The sequence below is a fragment of the Streptomyces sp. NPDC015127 genome (assembly GCF_043080095.1).
Classification (GTDB): domain Bacteria; phylum Actinomycetota; class Actinomycetes; order Streptomycetales; family Streptomycetaceae; genus Streptomyces.
This window is the reverse complement of sequence record NZ_JBIBVE010000006.1, coordinates 282,249-297,946: the sequence shown is the minus strand read 5'-3', so window position 1 is coordinate 297,946 and position 15,698 is coordinate 282,249. Positions and strand designations below refer to the sequence as shown.

Below are 15,698 nucleotides of genomic sequence, written 5' to 3'. Positions count from 1 at the left end.
TGCCCCTTCCGTCACCCGTACGGTACGGAACGACGGGAGGGGCGGCCTGGTTCCATGCGGCGTGCGCGGGCCCGGGAGCGGGTCAGCAGCCGTTGAGGATCGACTGGAGCGCGCTCTTCTCGGCGGAGTCGACCTTCAGGTTCCAGTAGTACTTCGTGTGCACCCACATCCGGGCGTACATGCAGCGGTACGAGGTGACCGAGGGCAGCCACTCCGCCGGGTCCTGGTCGCCCTTGGACTGGTTGACGTTGTCGGTGACCGCGATCAGCTGCGGGCGGGTGAGGTCGTTGGCGAACTGCTGGCGCTTGGAGGTGGTCCAGCTGTTCGCGCCGGAGCGCCAGGCCTCGGCCAGCGGGACGATGTGGTCGATGTCGACGTCGGAGGCCGCGTACCAGGTGGCGCCGTCGTACGGGGAGTACCAACTGCCGCTGACGGCCGCGCAGCTGGAGTCCTGGGCGACGTTCGAGCCGTCGCGCTTGAGGACGACCTCGCGGGTGTTGCAGGCGCCCGACTGGGTGATCCAGTGCGGGAACAGGTCACGGCTGTAGCCGGTGGAGGAGCCCTCGGGGGAGACGGTCAGCTGGCTGAGGTAGCTGCGGGCGGTGGAGGCGCTGACGGGAGTGGGCGGGGCGGCCTGCGCGGCGGGAGCGGTCGCCAGCAGGCCGGTGGCCGCGAGGGCGGAGGTGGCGGCGAGAACCGCTATGCGGCGGGCGTGACGCGCGTAGACACCAAACATGCGAACTCCTTCTGGGTGGGGGGAAACGTGGCCACCCCTGCGGCCTTCGGTGCGGGAGGGGCCCAGGCGTGGCCATGCTGGCGGCGCCAGGTTGCTCGGGGATGGGCGCCAGGTAACAGAGTGACGACATGGGCACGTCACATCAAGGGTTCTGACGATCCGACACCGGACCCCGCACGGGCTAGGGTTGCCGCGTGCTGCTGCCGGTCAACCTCACCCTCGGGGCCGTACTGGCCGTCCTGCTCGTCGTCGCGGCGACCGTCGCCGCCGTCGCCCACCTGGGCCGTTCCCGCGCGATCGCCGTCGCCGGCGTGCGCGCCGCGGCCCAACTCGCGGTCGTCTCCCTCGCCATCGGGTGGGTCGTCGAAGCGGTACCGCTGCTCCTCGCCTTCCTGCTGCTGATGTACGCCGTCGCCGTGCGCACCGCCGGGCGGCGCATCACCGCCAACTCCACCTGGTGGTGGGCCGCTCTCCCCATCGCCGCCGGCGTGGTCCCGGTCGTCACGGCCCTGCTGCTGACGGGACTCGTGCCGGTCAAGGGCATCGCGCTCGTCCCCGTGACCGGCATCCTCATCGGCGGTGCGCTCACCGCGACCGTCCTCGGCGGCCGCCGCGCCCTGGACGAACTCGCCCAGCGCCGGGGCGAGGTGGAGGCGGGTCTCGCCCTCGGCCTCCTGGACCGGGACGCCCGCATGGAAGTGGCCCGCGAGCCCGCGTCCGACGCCCTGCTGCCCGGTCTCGACCAGACCAGGACCGTGGGACTGGTCACGCTGCCGGGGGCATTCGTCGGCATGCTGCTCGGCGGCGCGTCACCGGTGGAGGCGGGCGCGGTGCAACTGTTCGTGCTCGTCGCCCTGATGGCGGTGCAGGCCGTCGCGGTCGCGGTCGTACTGGAACTCGTCGCGCGGGGACGGCTGCACCGGGACGCTCCCTAGGGGCCGGACAGCCCCTAGCCGCGGCTGCGCAGCGCGAGGGCGATCGGCAAGCCGAAGGCGAGCACCGCCGCCGGCGTGCGCACCTGGTTGAACGTGTCCCAGCGCCCGATGATCTCGACGGCCTGCGTCGTGACGCCGTTCCTCTTCACCAGCTCGGCGTGACGAAGGACCCCGGCGCCGGGGACGAAGGTCCCTGACGGGCCGGCCGGGTCGTCGCGTAGGCTGTACGGAGCAGAAGGGGAGTAGCTCTTCGCCGGAACGTCGACATACTGCCGGGCCTCGTGCCCGGCCGGCGCCCGGAGGCGGACTCGTGCGAGCCCGCCAGCGAGACCTTCGGCCGCAGTGTCCATGTACGCATTTCATGGTGCTGCCGTGCCGAAGCGACCCCTGAAACGCTCAGGACTCTCGGCAGGGCCGCGCCCGACCGATTGAGGATTCCCATCCATGATCAGCTTCACCGTCATGGCGATCACGTTCGGTGTCGTCTTCCTCGCGGAGCTGCCCGACAAGACCGCGCTGGCCGGTCTGATGCTCGGCACCCGGTACCGCGCCTCCTACGTCTTCGCCGGTGTCGCCGCCGCCTTCGCCGTCCACGTCGCGCTCGCCATCGCGGCCGGCAGCGTTCTGAGCCTGCTGCCGCACCGGCTGGTGCAGGCCGTCGTCGGTCTCCTGTTCCTCGCCGGCGCGCTGATGCTGCTCCTGAAAAAGGACAACGACGACGAGGAGAGCATCAAGGCCCCGGCCGACCAGTCCTTCTGGAAGGTCTCGGGGGCCGGCTTCATGCTCATTCTGGTCGCCGAGTTCGGTGACCTGACGCAGATCATGACCGCCAACCTCGCGGCCCGCTACGACAATCCCCTGTCCGTCGGCCTCGGTGCCGTACTGGCGTTGTGGGCCGTCGCCGCGATCGGGATCCTCGGCGGCCGGACGCTGATGCGGTACGTGCCGCTGCGGCTGATCACCAGGATCGCCGCCGCGCTGATGCTCGTCCTCTCGGCGTTCAGCCTCTACGAGGCCCTCGCCTCCTGACCGGCCGTGCGCCGGACCGGGTTGTCGCGCAGCCAGGCGAGGACCTGCCGGGCGTGCTCGTTCGGCGGGAAGACGGGACAGAAGGCTTGCGCGACCGTGCCGTTGCGGAAGCGCGGGGTCGGACAGCATCTCGAACGGCAGCCGGAGCCGTTCGACGACCTCGCGCTGGTACGCGGTGTCCTGGCCGGACACGCCGAAGACCCGCTCGGCGCCCGCCCGCGCAGCTCCTGGCGGTGGTCGTGGAAGTCGCGGGCCTCGGTCGTGCAGCCGCGCGCCCCGGGGATGGCGTCCCGGCCCTCGGGCAGGTCGATGCCGGGGCGGCCGGTGAGCGGACAGACGTAGAGCACGGTGCGGCCCGCGCCGAGGGCGTCGATGCGGACCGTGCCGCCCGCCGTGCCGGGCAGTGCGACCGGGGGCACGGTCGGGCAAGGTCGACTGCCGGTCCCGCGGAATCCGCGGGCGCCCGTCAGGGGCGCGGGGTGGACTCGGAAGTGCCCGTCAGGCGCTGAGACCGATCGTGCCGTCGGCGTGGGCGGTCACGGTGAGGTGCGTCAGGTCCGGCACGTACAGGTCGGGGGCGAGGGCCGCCGCCCGCGGGCCGACGCCGACCACGCGCATGCCCGCCGCGCGGGCCGCCGTGATCCCGGCCTCGGAGTCCTCGAACGCCACGCAGTCTGCGGGGTCGTAGCCGAGTTCGGCCGCGCCCTTGAGGAAGCCCTCCGGGTCGGGCTTGCTCGCGCCCACGCACTCGGCGGTCACCCGCACCTCGGGCATCGGCAGTCCGGCCGCGTTCATCCGGGCCGTGGCCAGCGCCTCGTCGGCCGAGGTCACCAGGGCGTGGGGGAGGGCGGCGACGGCGGCGAGGAACGCGGGCGCGCCCCCGACGGGCAGGACGCCGTCCGTGTCCGCGGTCTCCCGGGCGAGGAGGACGCGGTTGTCCGCGTAGTTCTCCTCCATGGGCCGGTCGGGGAGGAGCACGGCCATGGTCGCGTAGCCCTGGCGTCCGTGGACGACCTTGAGCGCCTCGTCGGGGTCGAGCCCGTGCTCGATCGCCCAGGCGCGCCAGCAGCGTTCCACCACGGCGTCCGAGTTCACGAGGGTGCCGTCCATGTCGAGGAGGAGGGCACGAGTGGTCAGGACGGACGCGGGGGTGGCCGGCATCGGCATGGCTCCAGGGCGGGGGGAAGGAGACAGAGCGGTCCCGCCCGCCGGTCAGGGAATACGGGCGGAACCACTTTGTTCCTTCACGATACAAAACGGGGGCGGTGTGCGCCACCCCGCCGCCGCGTCGGCCTCGTCACGGCTCGCTCGTCTCCGCCTCCAGAGCCCGGCGCGTCTTCGGCCCGTAGACGCCCAGGGGGTCGCTCTTGATGCCGCGCGCCCACTGGTAGCGCGCCACGGCGTCCTCGACGCTCTCGCTGTACTCCCCGTCCGCCGGGCCCTCGTACAGCCGGATCTCCGCCAGCCGCAGCTGGAGCTCGGTCACCGCGGGGCCGCTGTCACCCCGCCGCAGTGTCTTCGTCGAGGACCGCCCCGGCTGGTCCTCCGACACGCTGCCGGTGGCCACGGCGGTCGACGGCGGCGTACTCGGTCCCGTCGGGGCCGCCGGCACCGGGTCGGCCGGTGCCGTGCCCGTCGCCGAGCCCGTGGCGGAGGGGCGCGCCGACGCGGACGGCGACGCCGCGGCGGAAGCCGACGCGGAGGCGGAGGCGGAGGGCGAGCCGGTCACGGACGGGGGAGCGGACGGTGCGTCCGGGCCGACGTTGAGGCTGGGGCCGGTCGTGTCCCGGTCGGGCATCGACACGCGGTCGCGGTCGCGTTCCCCGGAGAACAGGCCGCCCGCGAACGCGACGGTTCCCGCCACGGCGAGCACGGCCGCACCGACGAGTACCACTGCGGCCCCACGCCGCCGCGGCCGCCGGGCGGGCGGCACGGCGCCCGGGGCGCGACCGTCGAGCGGAGGCAGCTCGTGCGTGTCGTCGTCCCACGCCGCGCCCCCGGCCGCGAACGCGGTGACGTCCCCGGGCCCGGGCCCGCTGTCGCCGGGGACGCGTACGACCCCGGTGAGGTCGGGCATCGGGCCGGGCCCCGCCGTCGGAGCGGGCGCCTGCGGTACGGGCCCGGCCGCCGCGAGCCCCAGCCCTCCGGCGACCTGCCCCACTACAGCGGATCCGTCCGCACCCGCGTCAGGCACAGTCGGCCCCCCGGCCGCCGGGGCCTCGGAGCCCACTCCGCCCGGCGCGGCCACGCCCGGCAGCGGGCCCGGGAGCCCCGCCCCCGGATGGCCCACCCCGGCACCGGGCGGGGCCAGGCCGGGCGGTACCGGGCGGAGCGCAACCGGGTCAGGCACGACCGCGCCGGGCGCCATCAGGCCGGGCGGTACAGGACCGGGCGCAATCACGTCGTGCGAAACCGGGCCGCCGGGCGCGACGTTTTCCCGCGCGGAAGGCTCCGGGGGAATGGGGGCCGGCGGGCCCGTGTCCGGGAAATCCGGGTCAGGAAGCGTCACGTAGGGGCGTATGCGCAGCGGATCGAAGTCCTCCGCCGCCGCGACATGTGCCTGACGCTCCCGGCGCAGCGCCTCCACCGCCCTCCGCGCGCAGTCGCATCCGGGCGCCGCGCCGCCGTCCGCGCTCCGCGGTCTGCCGCATTCGGGACAGCTGTTTCCGGTCATGGCCGGTCCCCTCCCCTAGGAATGCCGCCGATTATCCAGACGCCCGGTGCTCCACCGCACGCCACCACCCCGCCTGTTCGGCCCCGTCCGCCGCTCGGCAGGCCATAACCGGACACACCCACCACGATGGAGGGGAGTGCAAAGGAGATCCGTATGGCCCAGGAAGTGAGCACCGCGCACGCACCGCCGGCCCCCGAAGAGGGCCGAAACCGGCGGACCGTACTCGTCGCCATCGGAGCCCTGCTGCTGGGCATGCTGCTCGCCGCACTCGACCAGACCATCGTCGCGACCGCGCTGCCGACCATCGTCAGCGAACTGGGCGGCATGGACCACCTCTCCTGGGTGGTCACCGCCTACATGCTCGCCTCCACCGCCGCCACACCCCTGTGGGGCAAACTCGGCGACCAGTACGGACGAAAGAAGCTCTTCCAGGCCGCCATCGTCATCTTCCTCATCGGTTCGGCCCTGTGCGGCGTCGCGCAGAACATGCCGCAGCTCATCGCCTTCCGCGGACTCCAGGGTCTCGGCGGCGGCGGACTCATGGTGCTGTCCATGGCGATCGTCGGCGACATCGTCGCGCCCCGCGAACGCGGCCGCTACCAGGGCCTGTTCGGCGCCGTCTTCGGCGCGACCAGCGTCCTCGGGCCGCTCCTCGGCGGATTCTTCACCGAACACCTCAGCTGGCGCTGGGTGTTCTACATCAATCTGCCCATCGGCGTCGTCGCGCTGCTCGTCATCGCCGCCGTCCTGCACATCCCGGTCCGGGCGACCCGGCACACCATCGACTACCTCGGCACCTTCCTCATCGCCTCCGTCGCCACCTGCCTCGTCCTCGTCGCCTCCCTCGGCGGCACCACCTGGGCGTGGGGATCGGCGCAGATCGTCGCGCTCGCCGTGCTCGGGGCCGTCCTGCTCGTGGCGTTCGTCGCCGTCGAGCGGCGCGCCGCCGAACCGGTGCTGCCGCTGAAGCTGTTCCGCGTCAGGACGTTCAGCCTCGTCGCCGTCATCAGCTTCGTCATCGGCTTCGCGATGTTCGGGGCGATGACGTACCTGCCGACGTTCCTCCAGGTCGTGCAGGGCGTGTCGCCGACCATGTCCGGTGTGCACATGCTGCCGATGGTGCTCGGCATGCTGATCACCTCGACGGGGTCGGGGCAGATCGTCAGCCGCACCGGCCGCTGGAAGGTGTTCCCGATCGCCGGCACGGCGGTCACCGCGCTCGGGCTCGGCCTGCTGCACCAGCTCGAGGAGTCCAGCTCCACCTGGCAGATGAGCGCGATCTTCTTCGTCTTCGGCGCCGGACTGGGCCTGGTCATGCAGGTGCTGGTGCTCGTCGTGCAGAACTCGGTCGGCTACGAGGACCTCGGAGTCGCCACGTCAGGTGCGACGTTCTTCCGGTCCATCGGGGCGTCGTTCGGCGTCGCCGTCTTCGGCACGGTCTTCACCAACCTGCTGGAGGACAAGCTCACCGACGCGCTCGCCGGACAGCAGGTGCCGCCGGGCGCGGGCCCGTCCGAACTGGCCGCCGACCCGCGCGCCATCGCCGAACTCCCACCCGAGTTGCGCCCGTCCGTGCTCCACGCGTACGCCACGTCCATCACCGACGTCTTCCTCTACGCGGTGCCCGTCGTCCTCCTCGCCTTCGTCGTCGCCTGGTTCCTGAGGGAGGACAAGCTGCGCGGCTCGGTCACCGCGCCCGAGCCCAGCCAGACCCTCGCCTCCAACCCGGTCGAACGCTCCTCCCACGACGAGGTCGCCCGCGCCCTGTCCGTCCTGGGCTCCCGCGAGGGCCGCCGGCACATCTACGAGAAGATCACCGCACGCGCCGGGTACGACCTGCTGCCCGCCTCCAGCTGGCTCCTGCTGCGCCTCAAACGGCACGGCATGGTCGAACCGGCCCGTCTCGCCGAGGCCACGCCCGTGCCGCTGCGCGCCGTCACCGAGGCGGCCCGCGAGATCGAAGGACGCGGACTGGCCCGCCGCGAGGGTCTGGACCTCCTGCTCACCGACCGGGGCGCGGAGGTCGCGGCCCGGCTGTCGCAGGCCCGCGAGGAGTCGCTCGCGGAGCTGCTGGGCGACTGGTGGGGGCCGGACCGGCCCACCGACCTGATCCAGCTGGTGAAGGAACTCAACAGCGAGCTCTGCGGATCGGACGAGGAACGCCCCCACAGCCCCGAGCCCCGCGGCGACCACGAGCGTCCGGCGGCGGAGTACCCCCACCGGCACTGAGCGCTACAGCTCCTTGCCGTACCAGATGTCCATGTACGGGCCCGAGCAGTACGCCGGGATCTCCTCGTACCCGTGCCGTACGTACAGGGCCCGGGCCGCGAGGAGATCCAGCCGCGTGTTGAGCACCATACGGCGCGCGCCGAGCACACGGGCCTCGTGCTCCAGCAGCTCCATGAGAAGCCCGGCGCCCTTGCGACCGCGGAAGGCGGGACGTACGAACACGCGGGTGAGCTCGGCCCGTTCCGCGTCCAGCATCAGCACCCCGCCGCAGGCGGCGGGCTCGCCCCCGTACCGCCCGACGACGAACTGGCCCGTGGGCGGGACGAGTCGCTCGGCGCCGTCCCCCGCCAGGCCCTCGTCGATCTCGGCGTCGGTCGCCGGCCGCTGCCAGTAGCTGCCGGCGACGTCACCGTAGTAGGCGCGGCGCAGGGCGTACGCGTCGCCGGATTCAACGGCCTCGGGGGCGAGGTTCCACTCGGTCATAGGGACCTCTGTATCCCCGGACGGGTCCCTCCGGCCACCGAATTACCCAGCAGCATTACCCGGCAACGGACGTCAGACCTTGGGCGCGGCCTGCTGGACCACCTCGAAGGACCACACGGTGGATCCGCTCGCGGCGGGCCTCGGCCGCTCGCCGCCGCCCTCGCCGCCGCCCTGGTGCGCGGCCTTCATCGGGCCCTCCATCCACGCCTGGAACGACGCCTCGTCGCGCCAGCGGGTGTACACGAGGTACTGGTCGGTGCCCTCGACGGGCCGCAGCAGCTCGAACCACTCGAACCCGTCGGACGACTCGACGGCGCCGGCGCGGGAGGCGAAGCGCTTCTCCAGGGTCTCGCGCTGCTCGGCGGGGACGGTGAGGACGTTGATCTTCACGATGCTCATACACCCATCCTGCCGCACGGGCCGGCGGCTCTTGCGGGTGCCCGGCTTGTGCGCGGCGCCCTCGTCGGGGCTCTGCCCCGGGCCCCGCGCCTCGATCGCCGGCGGGGCTGCGTGTGCGTGACGTGCTTGTCGGGGCTCTGCCGCCCGGCGCCCTCGGTGCTTGTGCGCGGCGCCCTCGTCGGGGCTCTGCCCCGAGGCCCCGCGCCTCAATCGCCGGCGGGGCTTCTGTGCCTGACGTGCCCGCCGGGGCACTGCCGCTCGGCGACCCCGGCGCTTGTGCGCGACGTGCCCGCCGGGGCGCGGGCCACGGCGAAGCCGGAACTCTGCGCCGCGGCCGGCATTGCCGCATAGCGGCATGCAGGCTCATGGCCGCCACCGCGCTCGCGAAACGCGGAACCGGGGCGAAGCACCGAACTGCGGCTGGGGCGGAGCCCCGGCGCACGGCGCACGGGGCTGGGGCGAAGCCCCGAACGGCCCCGGCCTTCGCCCCGGGCCGGAGGCCGCACGGCGGCACGCCGCCCCGGCGGCGCCCCGACGCCCGGCCGCGGGGCCCGGGGGGCGGAGCCCACGGTTACGGGAAAGGGCGGGGCGGGGGAAACGTCACCCCACCACGCGCGCCACCAGCAACCCGTCCCAGCCCTTCACGCCCACCGTCTGCACCACCGTCGCGTCCAGCCGCGGCTCCTCCGCCACCAGCCGGTACATGTCCCGCGTGCCGACCAGCGCCGGGTCCTCGCTCGACGCGTCCGTCACACCGCCCCCGCGCACCACGTTGTCCACCACGATCACGCTTCCCGGGCGCGTCAGGCGCAGCGCCCATTCCACGTAGTGCGCGTTGTTCGCCTTGTCCGCGTCGATGAAGACCAGGTCGAACGGGCCCGCTCCCGGTTCCGCCGCCAGCCGGGGGAGCAGGTCCAGGGCCGCGCCCGTCCGGACCTCCGCGACCTTGTCGCAGCCCGCGCGGGCCAGGTTCGCGCGGGCCACGTCCGCGTGGGCGGGGTCGTACTCGAGCGAGATCAGGCGGCCGTCCTCGGGCAGCGCGCGGGCCAGCCAGATCGTGCTGTAGCCGCCCAGCGTGCCGATCTCCAGCGCCGTGCGCGCCCCCTGGATGCGCGCCAGCAGATGCAGCAGCTTGCCCTGGTTCGGGGCGACGTTGATCGCCGGGAGCCCCGCCGCCTCGCTCGCCGTGAGCGCCGCCTTCAGCGTGTCGTCCTCGGGCACGAGCTGCTCGCCGATGTAGCGGTCGACGGCGTTCCACCGGTCCTGCAGTCGGTCCTGCGCAGCGTCCTCAGTCATACGGGTCACGCTATTTCAGGAGACCGGCGGCGGCACGCGAATCGGCGCGGGCGGCGCGACCGGCCTGCGCCGCCGGACCCGTACGCGCCGCAGCACAGCCGCCGACGTCCCGACCGCGAGCGCGCCGAGCGTGAGCAGCCACGCCGGTACGCCCCCGACCGTCAGCAACTCGTCCTCCCACACCACCCGCCGAAAGGGTGTGTCTTCGGCGGCCGCCCGCAGCTCGTGGTCGCCGTTGATCCGGGAGGGGTCGGGAAACTCCTGGTCGAGGACGGTGAGGAAGCGTTCCTGCCCGCCGGTGAGGCGGCCCAGCTCCCCACCCGGGGACGTCACCCGCCCCGCGTACGTCACCTCCGGCTCGCTGCCGCCGATCGCCGAGCGCGGCTCCATCCGGTGGCCGGCGAGCACGAACAGTCCGAGGGACTGGGCGGTGTCCGCGCGCCGCGACAGCCGCATCGGATAGACGAGTTCGTCGCTCGCGAACCGCAGCCGCAGCGGGTCGAGCGTGCCCGTCAGCACCGCGCCCTTCTCGCGCGGCGCGAGCCGCACGGCCACGTACTCCCAGCCCCGCTCGACGTACGGCTCCAGGTCGCCGGTGAGCCCGGCGGGCATCTCGAAGCCGTTCTCGTCCAGCCAGTCGCCCAGCGCGTCCGGGTCGGTCGCGGTGAGCCGGGCGACGTCGAAGTCCCCCAGCCGTTCGCGGCCGACCACGCCCACCCCGTCGCCGGCGTCGCCCGCACCCGGTGCCGCGGCACCCGCCCCGTCCACGTCGGCGAACGGCCAGTCGCCGCCCCGCGGCCAGAAGTAGTACCGCTCGCGGTGCTCGGGCGCGGCGATGCGCACCAGTTCGTCGAAGAGAGCGCCGTCCGCGAGGTCCACCGTGGCCCGCCCCGGCACCGGCATGATCCACGCCGCCCTCGGCGTGTCGGACGTGACCGTGAACCGCATGACGATCTGCTCGGTGCGGCCGTCCCAGTCGACCACCGAGGTCTCCCGGCCCACCGCGATCCGCGCGTTCGGATCGGGCACCATCGCGCCGCAGCCGCAGGCATGGGCCGGCGCGATCAGCGCGCCGAGCTGGAGCCCGAGCAGCATCAACAGGACGACGAGCGTGCGCGGGCGCGGCCCGCGTTCTTGTATGTTCCCCCGCATACCTGCTGTGACGGTGCCGGACGCCTCGGCGGTTCCGGCTGGTCAGGGCCTTCCTGGCGGAACCGGGCGGTGAAAATCGGACAGTAACGGGGTGACAGGCAGGCGAAGAAGGGGTTGCCTGAGTCTTTCCGACAGGGCAGGGCGGCGCTCTGCCGACGCCCTCTGAAGTCCCGAACGGACCGCAGGACCGCAGGACGGCAGGACCGCAGGACCGCAGGACCCGGACGACACAACGGTGGGGAGGCGCGGCGCGACGTGGCGAACGCGGAGGGCAGCGTGCGCGGGAGCACAGCGACGGCGGGTTCGAGGATCGGCGCGGCCAGGGCGGCACTGTGGCTCGTCGCCGCCGTCCTCGCCGTACGGCAGACGGCAGTGGTGCTGCGGCAGCCGCCCGGTGAACGGCTCACCGACCTGGAGACCTGGATCGGCCCCGACGGTGTGCTGCACGTGACGGGCGGGCTCTACGACGCCGACCGCTTCACCGGCACCCCGTTCGCCGGGCTCGTGCTCAAACCGTTCGCCCGCTCCGCCGAGCAGAGCCTCGGCGTCGCCTGGACGTTCGGCACGCTGCTGCTCGTGGTCGCCCTCGGCCTCATCGTATCCCGCGCCCTGCCGGTGCCGGTGTCGCGCCGCAGCACCCTGCTGGCCGCCCCGGTCGCCATCAGTCTGCTGATGCTGTCCCTGCCCGTGCGCAACAGCTTCCACCTCGGCCAGACCAGCATCATCCCCGTCCTGCTCGTCCTCCTCGGCTGCTTCGCCGCACGCGGCGAGAGATCCTCCGGCCTGCTCGTCGGCCTCGGCGCGGCCCTCCAGCCCACCGTCCTGCTCTTCGCGCCGCTCCTGTGGTTCACCGGCCGCAGGCAGGCCGCGGCGACCGCCACGGGTACGTTCGCGGCCCTCTCCGCCCTCGCCTGGGCCGTGCTGCCCAGCGACTCGTGGACGTACTGGATCCACCACGTCGCCGGAGCCGGGCTCGGCGCCCGCCCGGACAGCCTTGCCAACCAGTCCCTGCACGGCGCGCTGCTCCGCCTCGGCCTCCAGGGCCCGCTGGAGATCGCCCTCTACCTGACCCTCGCCGCCGCCGTCGCGTTCCTCGGCCTGCGCCGCGCCGTCCACTACGCCCGCGACGGCCAGCTCCTCCTCGCCGTCGCGCTCACCGGCTGTGTCGCCGTCGCCGTCTCCCCGACGGCCTGGCAGCACCAGCTGCTGTGGGTGCTCCTCGCCGTCGTCGGCCGGGTCGGCAGGCGCGCCTGCGACCGCATGCTGTGGCCGGTCCTCGTCGTCCTGGTGACGACCCTCCCGGGCACGATGCTGTTGCCGAACATGACGGTGCTGCACCCGGTCCGCGACAACGTCCTGCTCGTCGCCGCGCTCGCCGCGGCCTGCGCGGTGCCGTTCCTGTCGCTCGACTCGCCGTACTTCCGGCGCCCCGTCCCCACCCAGTACGCCCGGCCTTTGCCTGCGCGCTGGAGCCGCGTGCCGCTGCTGCCGTTCTGGCGGCGCGTGCTCAGCCGCCCCAACCTGCTCCTCGAACTGCTGGTGACACGGGTCGGCTACTCGGTGTACTCGCACATCCGCGCCGCCGCGACCGGCAGCGTGGACGCGGCGGAGTCCCACGCCCGGCAGATCCTCTCCGCCGAGGGCGCGCTCGGCATCGACATCGAGCACTGGGCCAACCAGGCGGTGGTGCGGACGGACTGGGCGGAAGCGTTCTTCGACTTCTACTACACGTCCTTCCACTTCGTGATCCCGCTGGCCATCCTCGGCATCCTGTACGTCCGCCGCCCCTCCGACTACCGCTGGGCCCGCTCCTCGCTGGCCTTCGCGACACTGCTCGCCCTGCTCGGGTTCTGGCTGTACCCGCTCGCGCCGCCGCGCCTGATGCCCGGCATGGGCTTCATCGACACGGTGCACGGACCGCAGGACCTTGCCAACCCCGACTACGGTGCGATGACCGCCGTCACCAACCAGTACGCGGCCATGCCGTCGCTGCACTTCGGCTGGTCGCTGTGGTGCGCTCTGGTCGTGCTCGTGCTCGCGCCCAAGCTGTGGATGAAGCTCGTCGCGCTGCTGCACCCGCTGTTCACGGTGTGCGCGATCGTCGCCACCGCGAACCACTGGGTGCTCGACGCGGTGGGCGGAGCGGCCGTGGTCGGCGCGGGCTTCGGCCTCACGTACGTCCTGGCCGGCCGCCGCCAACTCCAGGTCCCGGCACATTCCGTGCCGACCGCGAGGTCGGCGGAGACCAAGGAAACCGTCACCACACGCGCGTGATCCCCGGGAGGTGCGGCACGTGCGTCCCGCACCCTCCGGGGTGGATCGTCGCGTTCAGCCATCGTCCGACAGATCGGCCGGTTCCGCCACTTGAGCGACGGCCGGGGCGACCTCGAACCACACCGTCTTGCCGCCCTGTGACCGGCTGTCCACGCCCCATTTGTCGACGACGGCGTCGAGCAGCGCCAGCCCGCGGCCGTCCTCGTCGTCCGCACCGACGTGCCGCAGAACGGGCAGCCGGCCGACGCCGTCCGACACCTCGACGCGTACGCCCTCCGGAAGCCGCAGGATCACCAACGCACAGCGTCCTCCCGGCACATGACGCACGACATTGGCCAGCAGCTCGGTGACCGCGAGCTCGACGGCGTCGGTGAGCTCGCGCAGTTTCCACAGCGTCAGGTAGCAGCGGACGATCCGCCGGACGTGCCGCGCGGAATGGGCGCCTGCGCTGAGGCGCATACCGTACTGGGGAATGTCTTCGTTCACGGTACGAGCGTGGCCTGCGGTGACTACGCTGGGCTACCGAACGTACGCAACGCGCTTTTGGGTTGCGGCAGTTGAGCAAGGGGGTCCCTGGCATGCCCGACATCCGACACATCAACGCCCTCGACCCGAGCGCGTCGCCGCTCGACTACTACGGCTACGAGCTGCGCCGCTACCGCGAGACGGCACGCCTGACGCAGAAGCAGCTCGGTGAGATCATCAACTACACGGGCTCGCTGGTGGGCCAGGTGGAGACGGCGCGGAAGCTGCCGACGGCAGAATTCAGCGAACGCGTGGACGCAGCGCTGGGGACGGGCGGGCTGCTGTCGCGACTGCTGGGTCTGGTGCTGCGCAGCCAGCTCCCGGCGTGGTTCCAGCAGGTGGCGGAGCTGGAGGCGCGGGCGACGGAAATCTCCACGTTTCACACGCACATGGTGCACGGCCTGCTCCAGACGGAGGGCTACGCCCGAGCGGTGCTCGGGACGATGGACCCGACCAATCTGGACGACCGCACGGCGGTCCGGCTCGCGCGCCAGCGCATCTTCGAGAAGGAGGAGCCGCCGGTGTTCTGGGCGATCCTTGGTGAGGCGGCGCTGCGCCAGGAGATCGGCAGCCCGGCCGTGATGCGCGGTCAACTGGAGCGCCTGTTGTCGTACGAGGACGACCCGCGCGTGAACATCCAGGTGCTGCCGTTCAAGGCGGGTGCACACGCCGGCCTGACGGGCCCGTTCGACCTGTTCCGCTTCGCGAGCGACCCGACCATCGTCTACACAGAGGGCTACGGAATGGGCCATCCGACGGCCAACCCGGACACGGTCAAGGACTGTTCGCTCCGTTACGATCACCTGCAGGCCGCAGCCCTCTCCATCAAGGACTCGGCGCAGCTGATCCGAGACGTCATGGAGGAACACCATGGGGAGCACGACGCAGTGGCGTAAGTCGAGTTACAGCAGCGACCAGGGCGGCTCGTGCGTGGAGTGTGCCCCGCTCGGCGGCGCGACCTGGCGCAAGTCCAGCCACAGCGGCGACCAGAACGGCTCCTGCGTCGAGTGCGCCGCGCTCACCCACGCCGTCGCCGTCCGCGACTCCAAGGACGTTACGCGCCCCATGCTCCACGTCTCGCGGGACGCCTTCGCCGCCTTCGTGCGCGCGGCGGCGCGGGGCGCGCTCTGAGGGTTGGGACGACCACCCGAGATTGCCGGAGCCCGGCAATCAGGCGCAGGTGCGACGCTGCCGCGTCTCGGCCTGTTGCCTGATCAGGCGCGTGTGACTCAATGCCCCTGGAGCGAAGGGGGCAACGGACATGGCTGTGCAGAGAGTGGGGGAGTCGGGGTCGGCCCGGCCCCGAGGGATGTGGCTGCGTGCGGTGGCCTGGGTGCTGCTCGGGCTGGTCCTGCTGGTGGTCTCCGCGGTCCCGAGCATGTCCGTCCCGGAGCGGATCGCTGATGAGAAGTCCTTCCTGGACGCGCAGCCGTGCGGCAGCGAGGAGGCGTCAAGGGGCGCGGGCGCGGCGGACTGCCTGCGCACCGGCCCCCGCCGATCGGCCGGTGCACCTCGATCCGCACGGCGAGTTGTCGGGGCTCATCGAGCCGGGGGACGAGGTGGAGGTCACCGCCTGGCGGAACGTCCAGGTCGCCGTCCGCCATGACGGGGTCGGCGAGACGCTCCCGGGGCTGCCGGACGAGAAGGCCGCCATGCTCGTCGGGCTCACGCTGGCCGGTGTCTGGCCGGCGGTCCTGGCGTTCATCGCCGCGTTCGGCAGCGCCCGGCGGGCCCGCTGCCTCGCCACGGGCCGTGCCGTCGCACCCCGGGTCCCGTTCGGCCCGGGGAAGTGCCTGGGCGTGGTGGCCGCACCGCTCGCCGCGGCGTTCTTCGCCGGCCGTGTCTGGGACGCCTGGACGGCAGTGGTGGCGACGGTGACCATCTGGGCACTGACGGCGGGCCCGGCCACGATGGTCGTCCTGCTCTCGCACCGCGGTCGGTCCCGCAGCTGATCCCGGTGGCGGCA

At 72.8% G+C, this 15,698-nt stretch carries 17 protein-coding genes; 7 read left to right on the top strand and 10 right to left on the bottom strand.

Going from position 1 to position 15,698, the window contains the following annotated elements; all coding sequences use genetic code 11:
- Positions 1–82 precede the first annotated feature (82 nt).
- Positions 83–736, bottom strand: a complete 654-nt coding sequence (locus tag ACF08N_RS14655; protein ID WP_392324956.1) for an HNH endonuclease family protein — start codon at positions 734–736, stop codon at positions 83–85.
- Between the two features lie 194 nt (positions 737–930).
- Between ACF08N_RS14655 and ACF08N_RS14650 the strand changes: the two genes are divergently transcribed.
- Positions 931–1,671, top strand: a complete 741-nt coding sequence (locus ACF08N_RS14650) for an ABC transporter permease (RefSeq protein WP_392324955.1) — start codon at positions 931–933, stop codon at positions 1,669–1,671.
- A 14-nt stretch (positions 1,672–1,685) separates the two neighbouring features.
- Here ACF08N_RS14650 and ACF08N_RS14645 read toward each other — a convergent pair whose 3' ends face one another.
- Entirely contained in the window at positions 1,686–2,021 is a 336-nt protein-coding gene (locus ACF08N_RS14645; RefSeq protein ID WP_392324954.1) for a hypothetical protein, read from the bottom strand.
- Positions 2,022–2,115: 94 nt separating this feature from the next.
- Between ACF08N_RS14645 and ACF08N_RS14640 the strand changes: the two genes are divergently transcribed.
- Entirely contained in the window at positions 2,116–2,700 is a 585-nt protein-coding gene (locus tag ACF08N_RS14640; protein WP_392324953.1) for a TMEM165/GDT1 family protein, read from the top strand.
- Here the strand turns inward: ACF08N_RS14640 and ACF08N_RS14635 are convergent.
- From ACF08N_RS14635 to ACF08N_RS14625, 3 genes are all read right to left on the bottom strand, one after another.
- The gene (locus ACF08N_RS14635; RefSeq protein ID WP_392324952.1) at positions 2,679–3,119 is read right to left on the bottom strand and encodes a hypothetical protein; all 441 of its coding nucleotides are present in this window, start codon (positions 3,117–3,119) and stop codon (positions 2,679–2,681) included. The two genes, ACF08N_RS14640 and ACF08N_RS14635, sit on opposite strands and share 22 nt — an antisense overlap.
- Positions 3,120–3,198: 79 nt before the next feature.
- A complete protein-coding gene (locus ACF08N_RS14630) occupies positions 3,199–3,861 on the bottom strand; it encodes an HAD-IA family hydrolase (RefSeq protein ID WP_392324951.1) in 663 nt (220 codons plus the stop codon).
- Between the two features lie 136 nt (positions 3,862–3,997).
- Entirely contained in the window at positions 3,998–4,861 is an 864-nt protein-coding gene (locus ACF08N_RS14625; RefSeq protein ID WP_392324950.1) for a peptidoglycan-binding protein, read from the bottom strand.
- A 666-nt stretch (positions 4,862–5,527) separates the two neighbouring features.
- Between ACF08N_RS14625 and ACF08N_RS14620 the strand changes: the two genes are divergently transcribed.
- Positions 5,528–7,603 carry a DHA2 family efflux MFS transporter permease subunit gene (locus ACF08N_RS14620; RefSeq protein ID WP_392324949.1) on the top strand — a complete coding sequence of 692 codons (2,076 nt, stop codon included), beginning with the start codon at positions 5,528–5,530 and terminating at the stop codon, positions 7,601–7,603.
- A gap of 3 nt (positions 7,604–7,606) precedes the next feature.
- On the opposite strand, the gene ACF08N_RS14615 is transcribed toward ACF08N_RS14620, so the two are convergent.
- The 4 genes from ACF08N_RS14615 to ACF08N_RS14600 form a co-directional block, all read right to left on the bottom strand.
- The gene (locus ACF08N_RS14615; protein WP_392324948.1) at positions 7,607–8,086 is read right to left on the bottom strand and encodes a GNAT family N-acetyltransferase; all 480 of its coding nucleotides are present in this window, start codon (positions 8,084–8,086) and stop codon (positions 7,607–7,609) included.
- Between the two features lie 72 nt (positions 8,087–8,158).
- On the bottom strand, positions 8,159–8,485 hold the full coding sequence (locus ACF08N_RS14610) for an antibiotic biosynthesis monooxygenase family protein (protein WP_392324947.1): 327 nt from the start codon (positions 8,483–8,485) through the stop codon (positions 8,159–8,161).
- Between the two features lie 600 nt (positions 8,486–9,085).
- Entirely contained in the window at positions 9,086–9,781 is a 696-nt protein-coding gene (locus tag ACF08N_RS14605) for an O-methyltransferase (protein ID WP_392324946.1), read from the bottom strand.
- Positions 9,782–9,796: 15 nt separating this feature from the next.
- Positions 9,797–10,933: a DUF2330 domain-containing protein gene (locus ACF08N_RS14600; protein ID WP_392324945.1), complete on the bottom strand. Its 1,137-nt coding sequence runs from the start codon at positions 10,931–10,933 to the stop codon at positions 9,797–9,799.
- Between the two features lie 276 nt (positions 10,934–11,209).
- Between ACF08N_RS14600 and ACF08N_RS14595 the strand changes: the two genes are divergently transcribed.
- The gene (locus ACF08N_RS14595; protein WP_392324944.1) at positions 11,210–13,207 is read left to right on the top strand and encodes a bifunctional glycosyltransferase 87/phosphatase PAP2 family protein; all 1,998 of its coding nucleotides are present in this window, start codon (positions 11,210–11,212) and stop codon (positions 13,205–13,207) included.
- Positions 13,208–13,261: 54 nt separating this feature from the next.
- Here ACF08N_RS14595 and ACF08N_RS14590 read toward each other — a convergent pair whose 3' ends face one another.
- Positions 13,262–13,693, bottom strand: coding sequence for an ATP-binding protein (locus ACF08N_RS14590; RefSeq protein WP_392324943.1), 432 nt, complete (start codon positions 13,691–13,693; stop codon positions 13,262–13,264).
- Positions 13,694–13,794: 101 nt separating this feature from the next.
- Here ACF08N_RS14590 and ACF08N_RS14585 point away from each other — a divergent pair, with 101 nt between their 5' ends.
- The 3 genes from ACF08N_RS14585 to ACF08N_RS14575 all read left to right on the top strand — a co-directional run bounded on the left by ACF08N_RS14585 (position 13,795) and on the right by ACF08N_RS14575 (position 15,684).
- On the top strand, positions 13,795–14,628 hold the full coding sequence (locus ACF08N_RS14585; protein WP_392325059.1) for a Scr1 family TA system antitoxin-like transcriptional regulator: 834 nt from the start codon (positions 13,795–13,797) through the stop codon (positions 14,626–14,628).
- Positions 14,603–14,863 (top strand): DUF397 domain-containing protein, encoded by a 261-nt coding sequence (locus ACF08N_RS14580; protein ID WP_392324942.1) that lies wholly within the window; start codon positions 14,603–14,605, stop codon positions 14,861–14,863. Before ACF08N_RS14585 ends, ACF08N_RS14580 begins: the two co-directional genes overlap by 26 nt.
- A 374-nt stretch (positions 14,864–15,237) precedes the next feature.
- Complete coding sequence (locus ACF08N_RS14575; protein ID WP_392324941.1) at positions 15,238–15,684, top strand: hypothetical protein; 447 nt, start codon at positions 15,238–15,240, stop codon at positions 15,682–15,684.
- Positions 15,685–15,698: the final 14 nt, after the last annotated feature.

Excerpts from the sequence above, each read along its gene's own strand:
- ACF08N_RS14655 (WP_392324956.1), bottom strand. The coding sequence starts at position 736 with ATGTTTGGTGTCTACGCGCGTCACGCCCGCCGCATAGCGGTTCTCGCC.
- ACF08N_RS14645 (WP_392324954.1), bottom strand. The coding sequence starts at position 2,021 with ATGGACACTGCGGCCGAAGGTCTCGCTGGCGGGCTCGCACGAGTCCGC.
- ACF08N_RS14640 (WP_392324953.1), top strand. The coding sequence starts at position 2,116 with ATGATCAGCTTCACCGTCATGGCGATCACGTTCGGTGTCGTCTTCCTC.
- ACF08N_RS14630 (WP_392324951.1), bottom strand. The coding sequence starts at position 3,861 with ATGCCGGCCACCCCCGCGTCCGTCCTGACCACTCGTGCCCTCCTCCTC.
- ACF08N_RS14620 (WP_392324949.1), top strand. The coding sequence starts at position 5,528 with ATGGCCCAGGAAGTGAGCACCGCGCACGCACCGCCGGCCCCCGAAGAG.
- ACF08N_RS14615 (WP_392324948.1), bottom strand. The coding sequence starts at position 8,086 with ATGACCGAGTGGAACCTCGCCCCCGAGGCCGTTGAATCCGGCGACGCG.
- ACF08N_RS14610 (WP_392324947.1), bottom strand. The coding sequence starts at position 8,485 with ATGAGCATCGTGAAGATCAACGTCCTCACCGTCCCCGCCGAGCAGCGC.
- ACF08N_RS14605 (WP_392324946.1), bottom strand. The coding sequence starts at position 9,781 with ATGACTGAGGACGCTGCGCAGGACCGACTGCAGGACCGGTGGAACGCC.
- ACF08N_RS14600 (WP_392324945.1), bottom strand. The coding sequence starts at position 10,933 with ATGCGGGGGAACATACAAGAACGCGGGCCGCGCCCGCGCACGCTCGTC.
- ACF08N_RS14580 (WP_392324942.1), top strand. The coding sequence starts at position 14,603 with ATGGGGAGCACGACGCAGTGGCGTAAGTCGAGTTACAGCAGCGACCAG.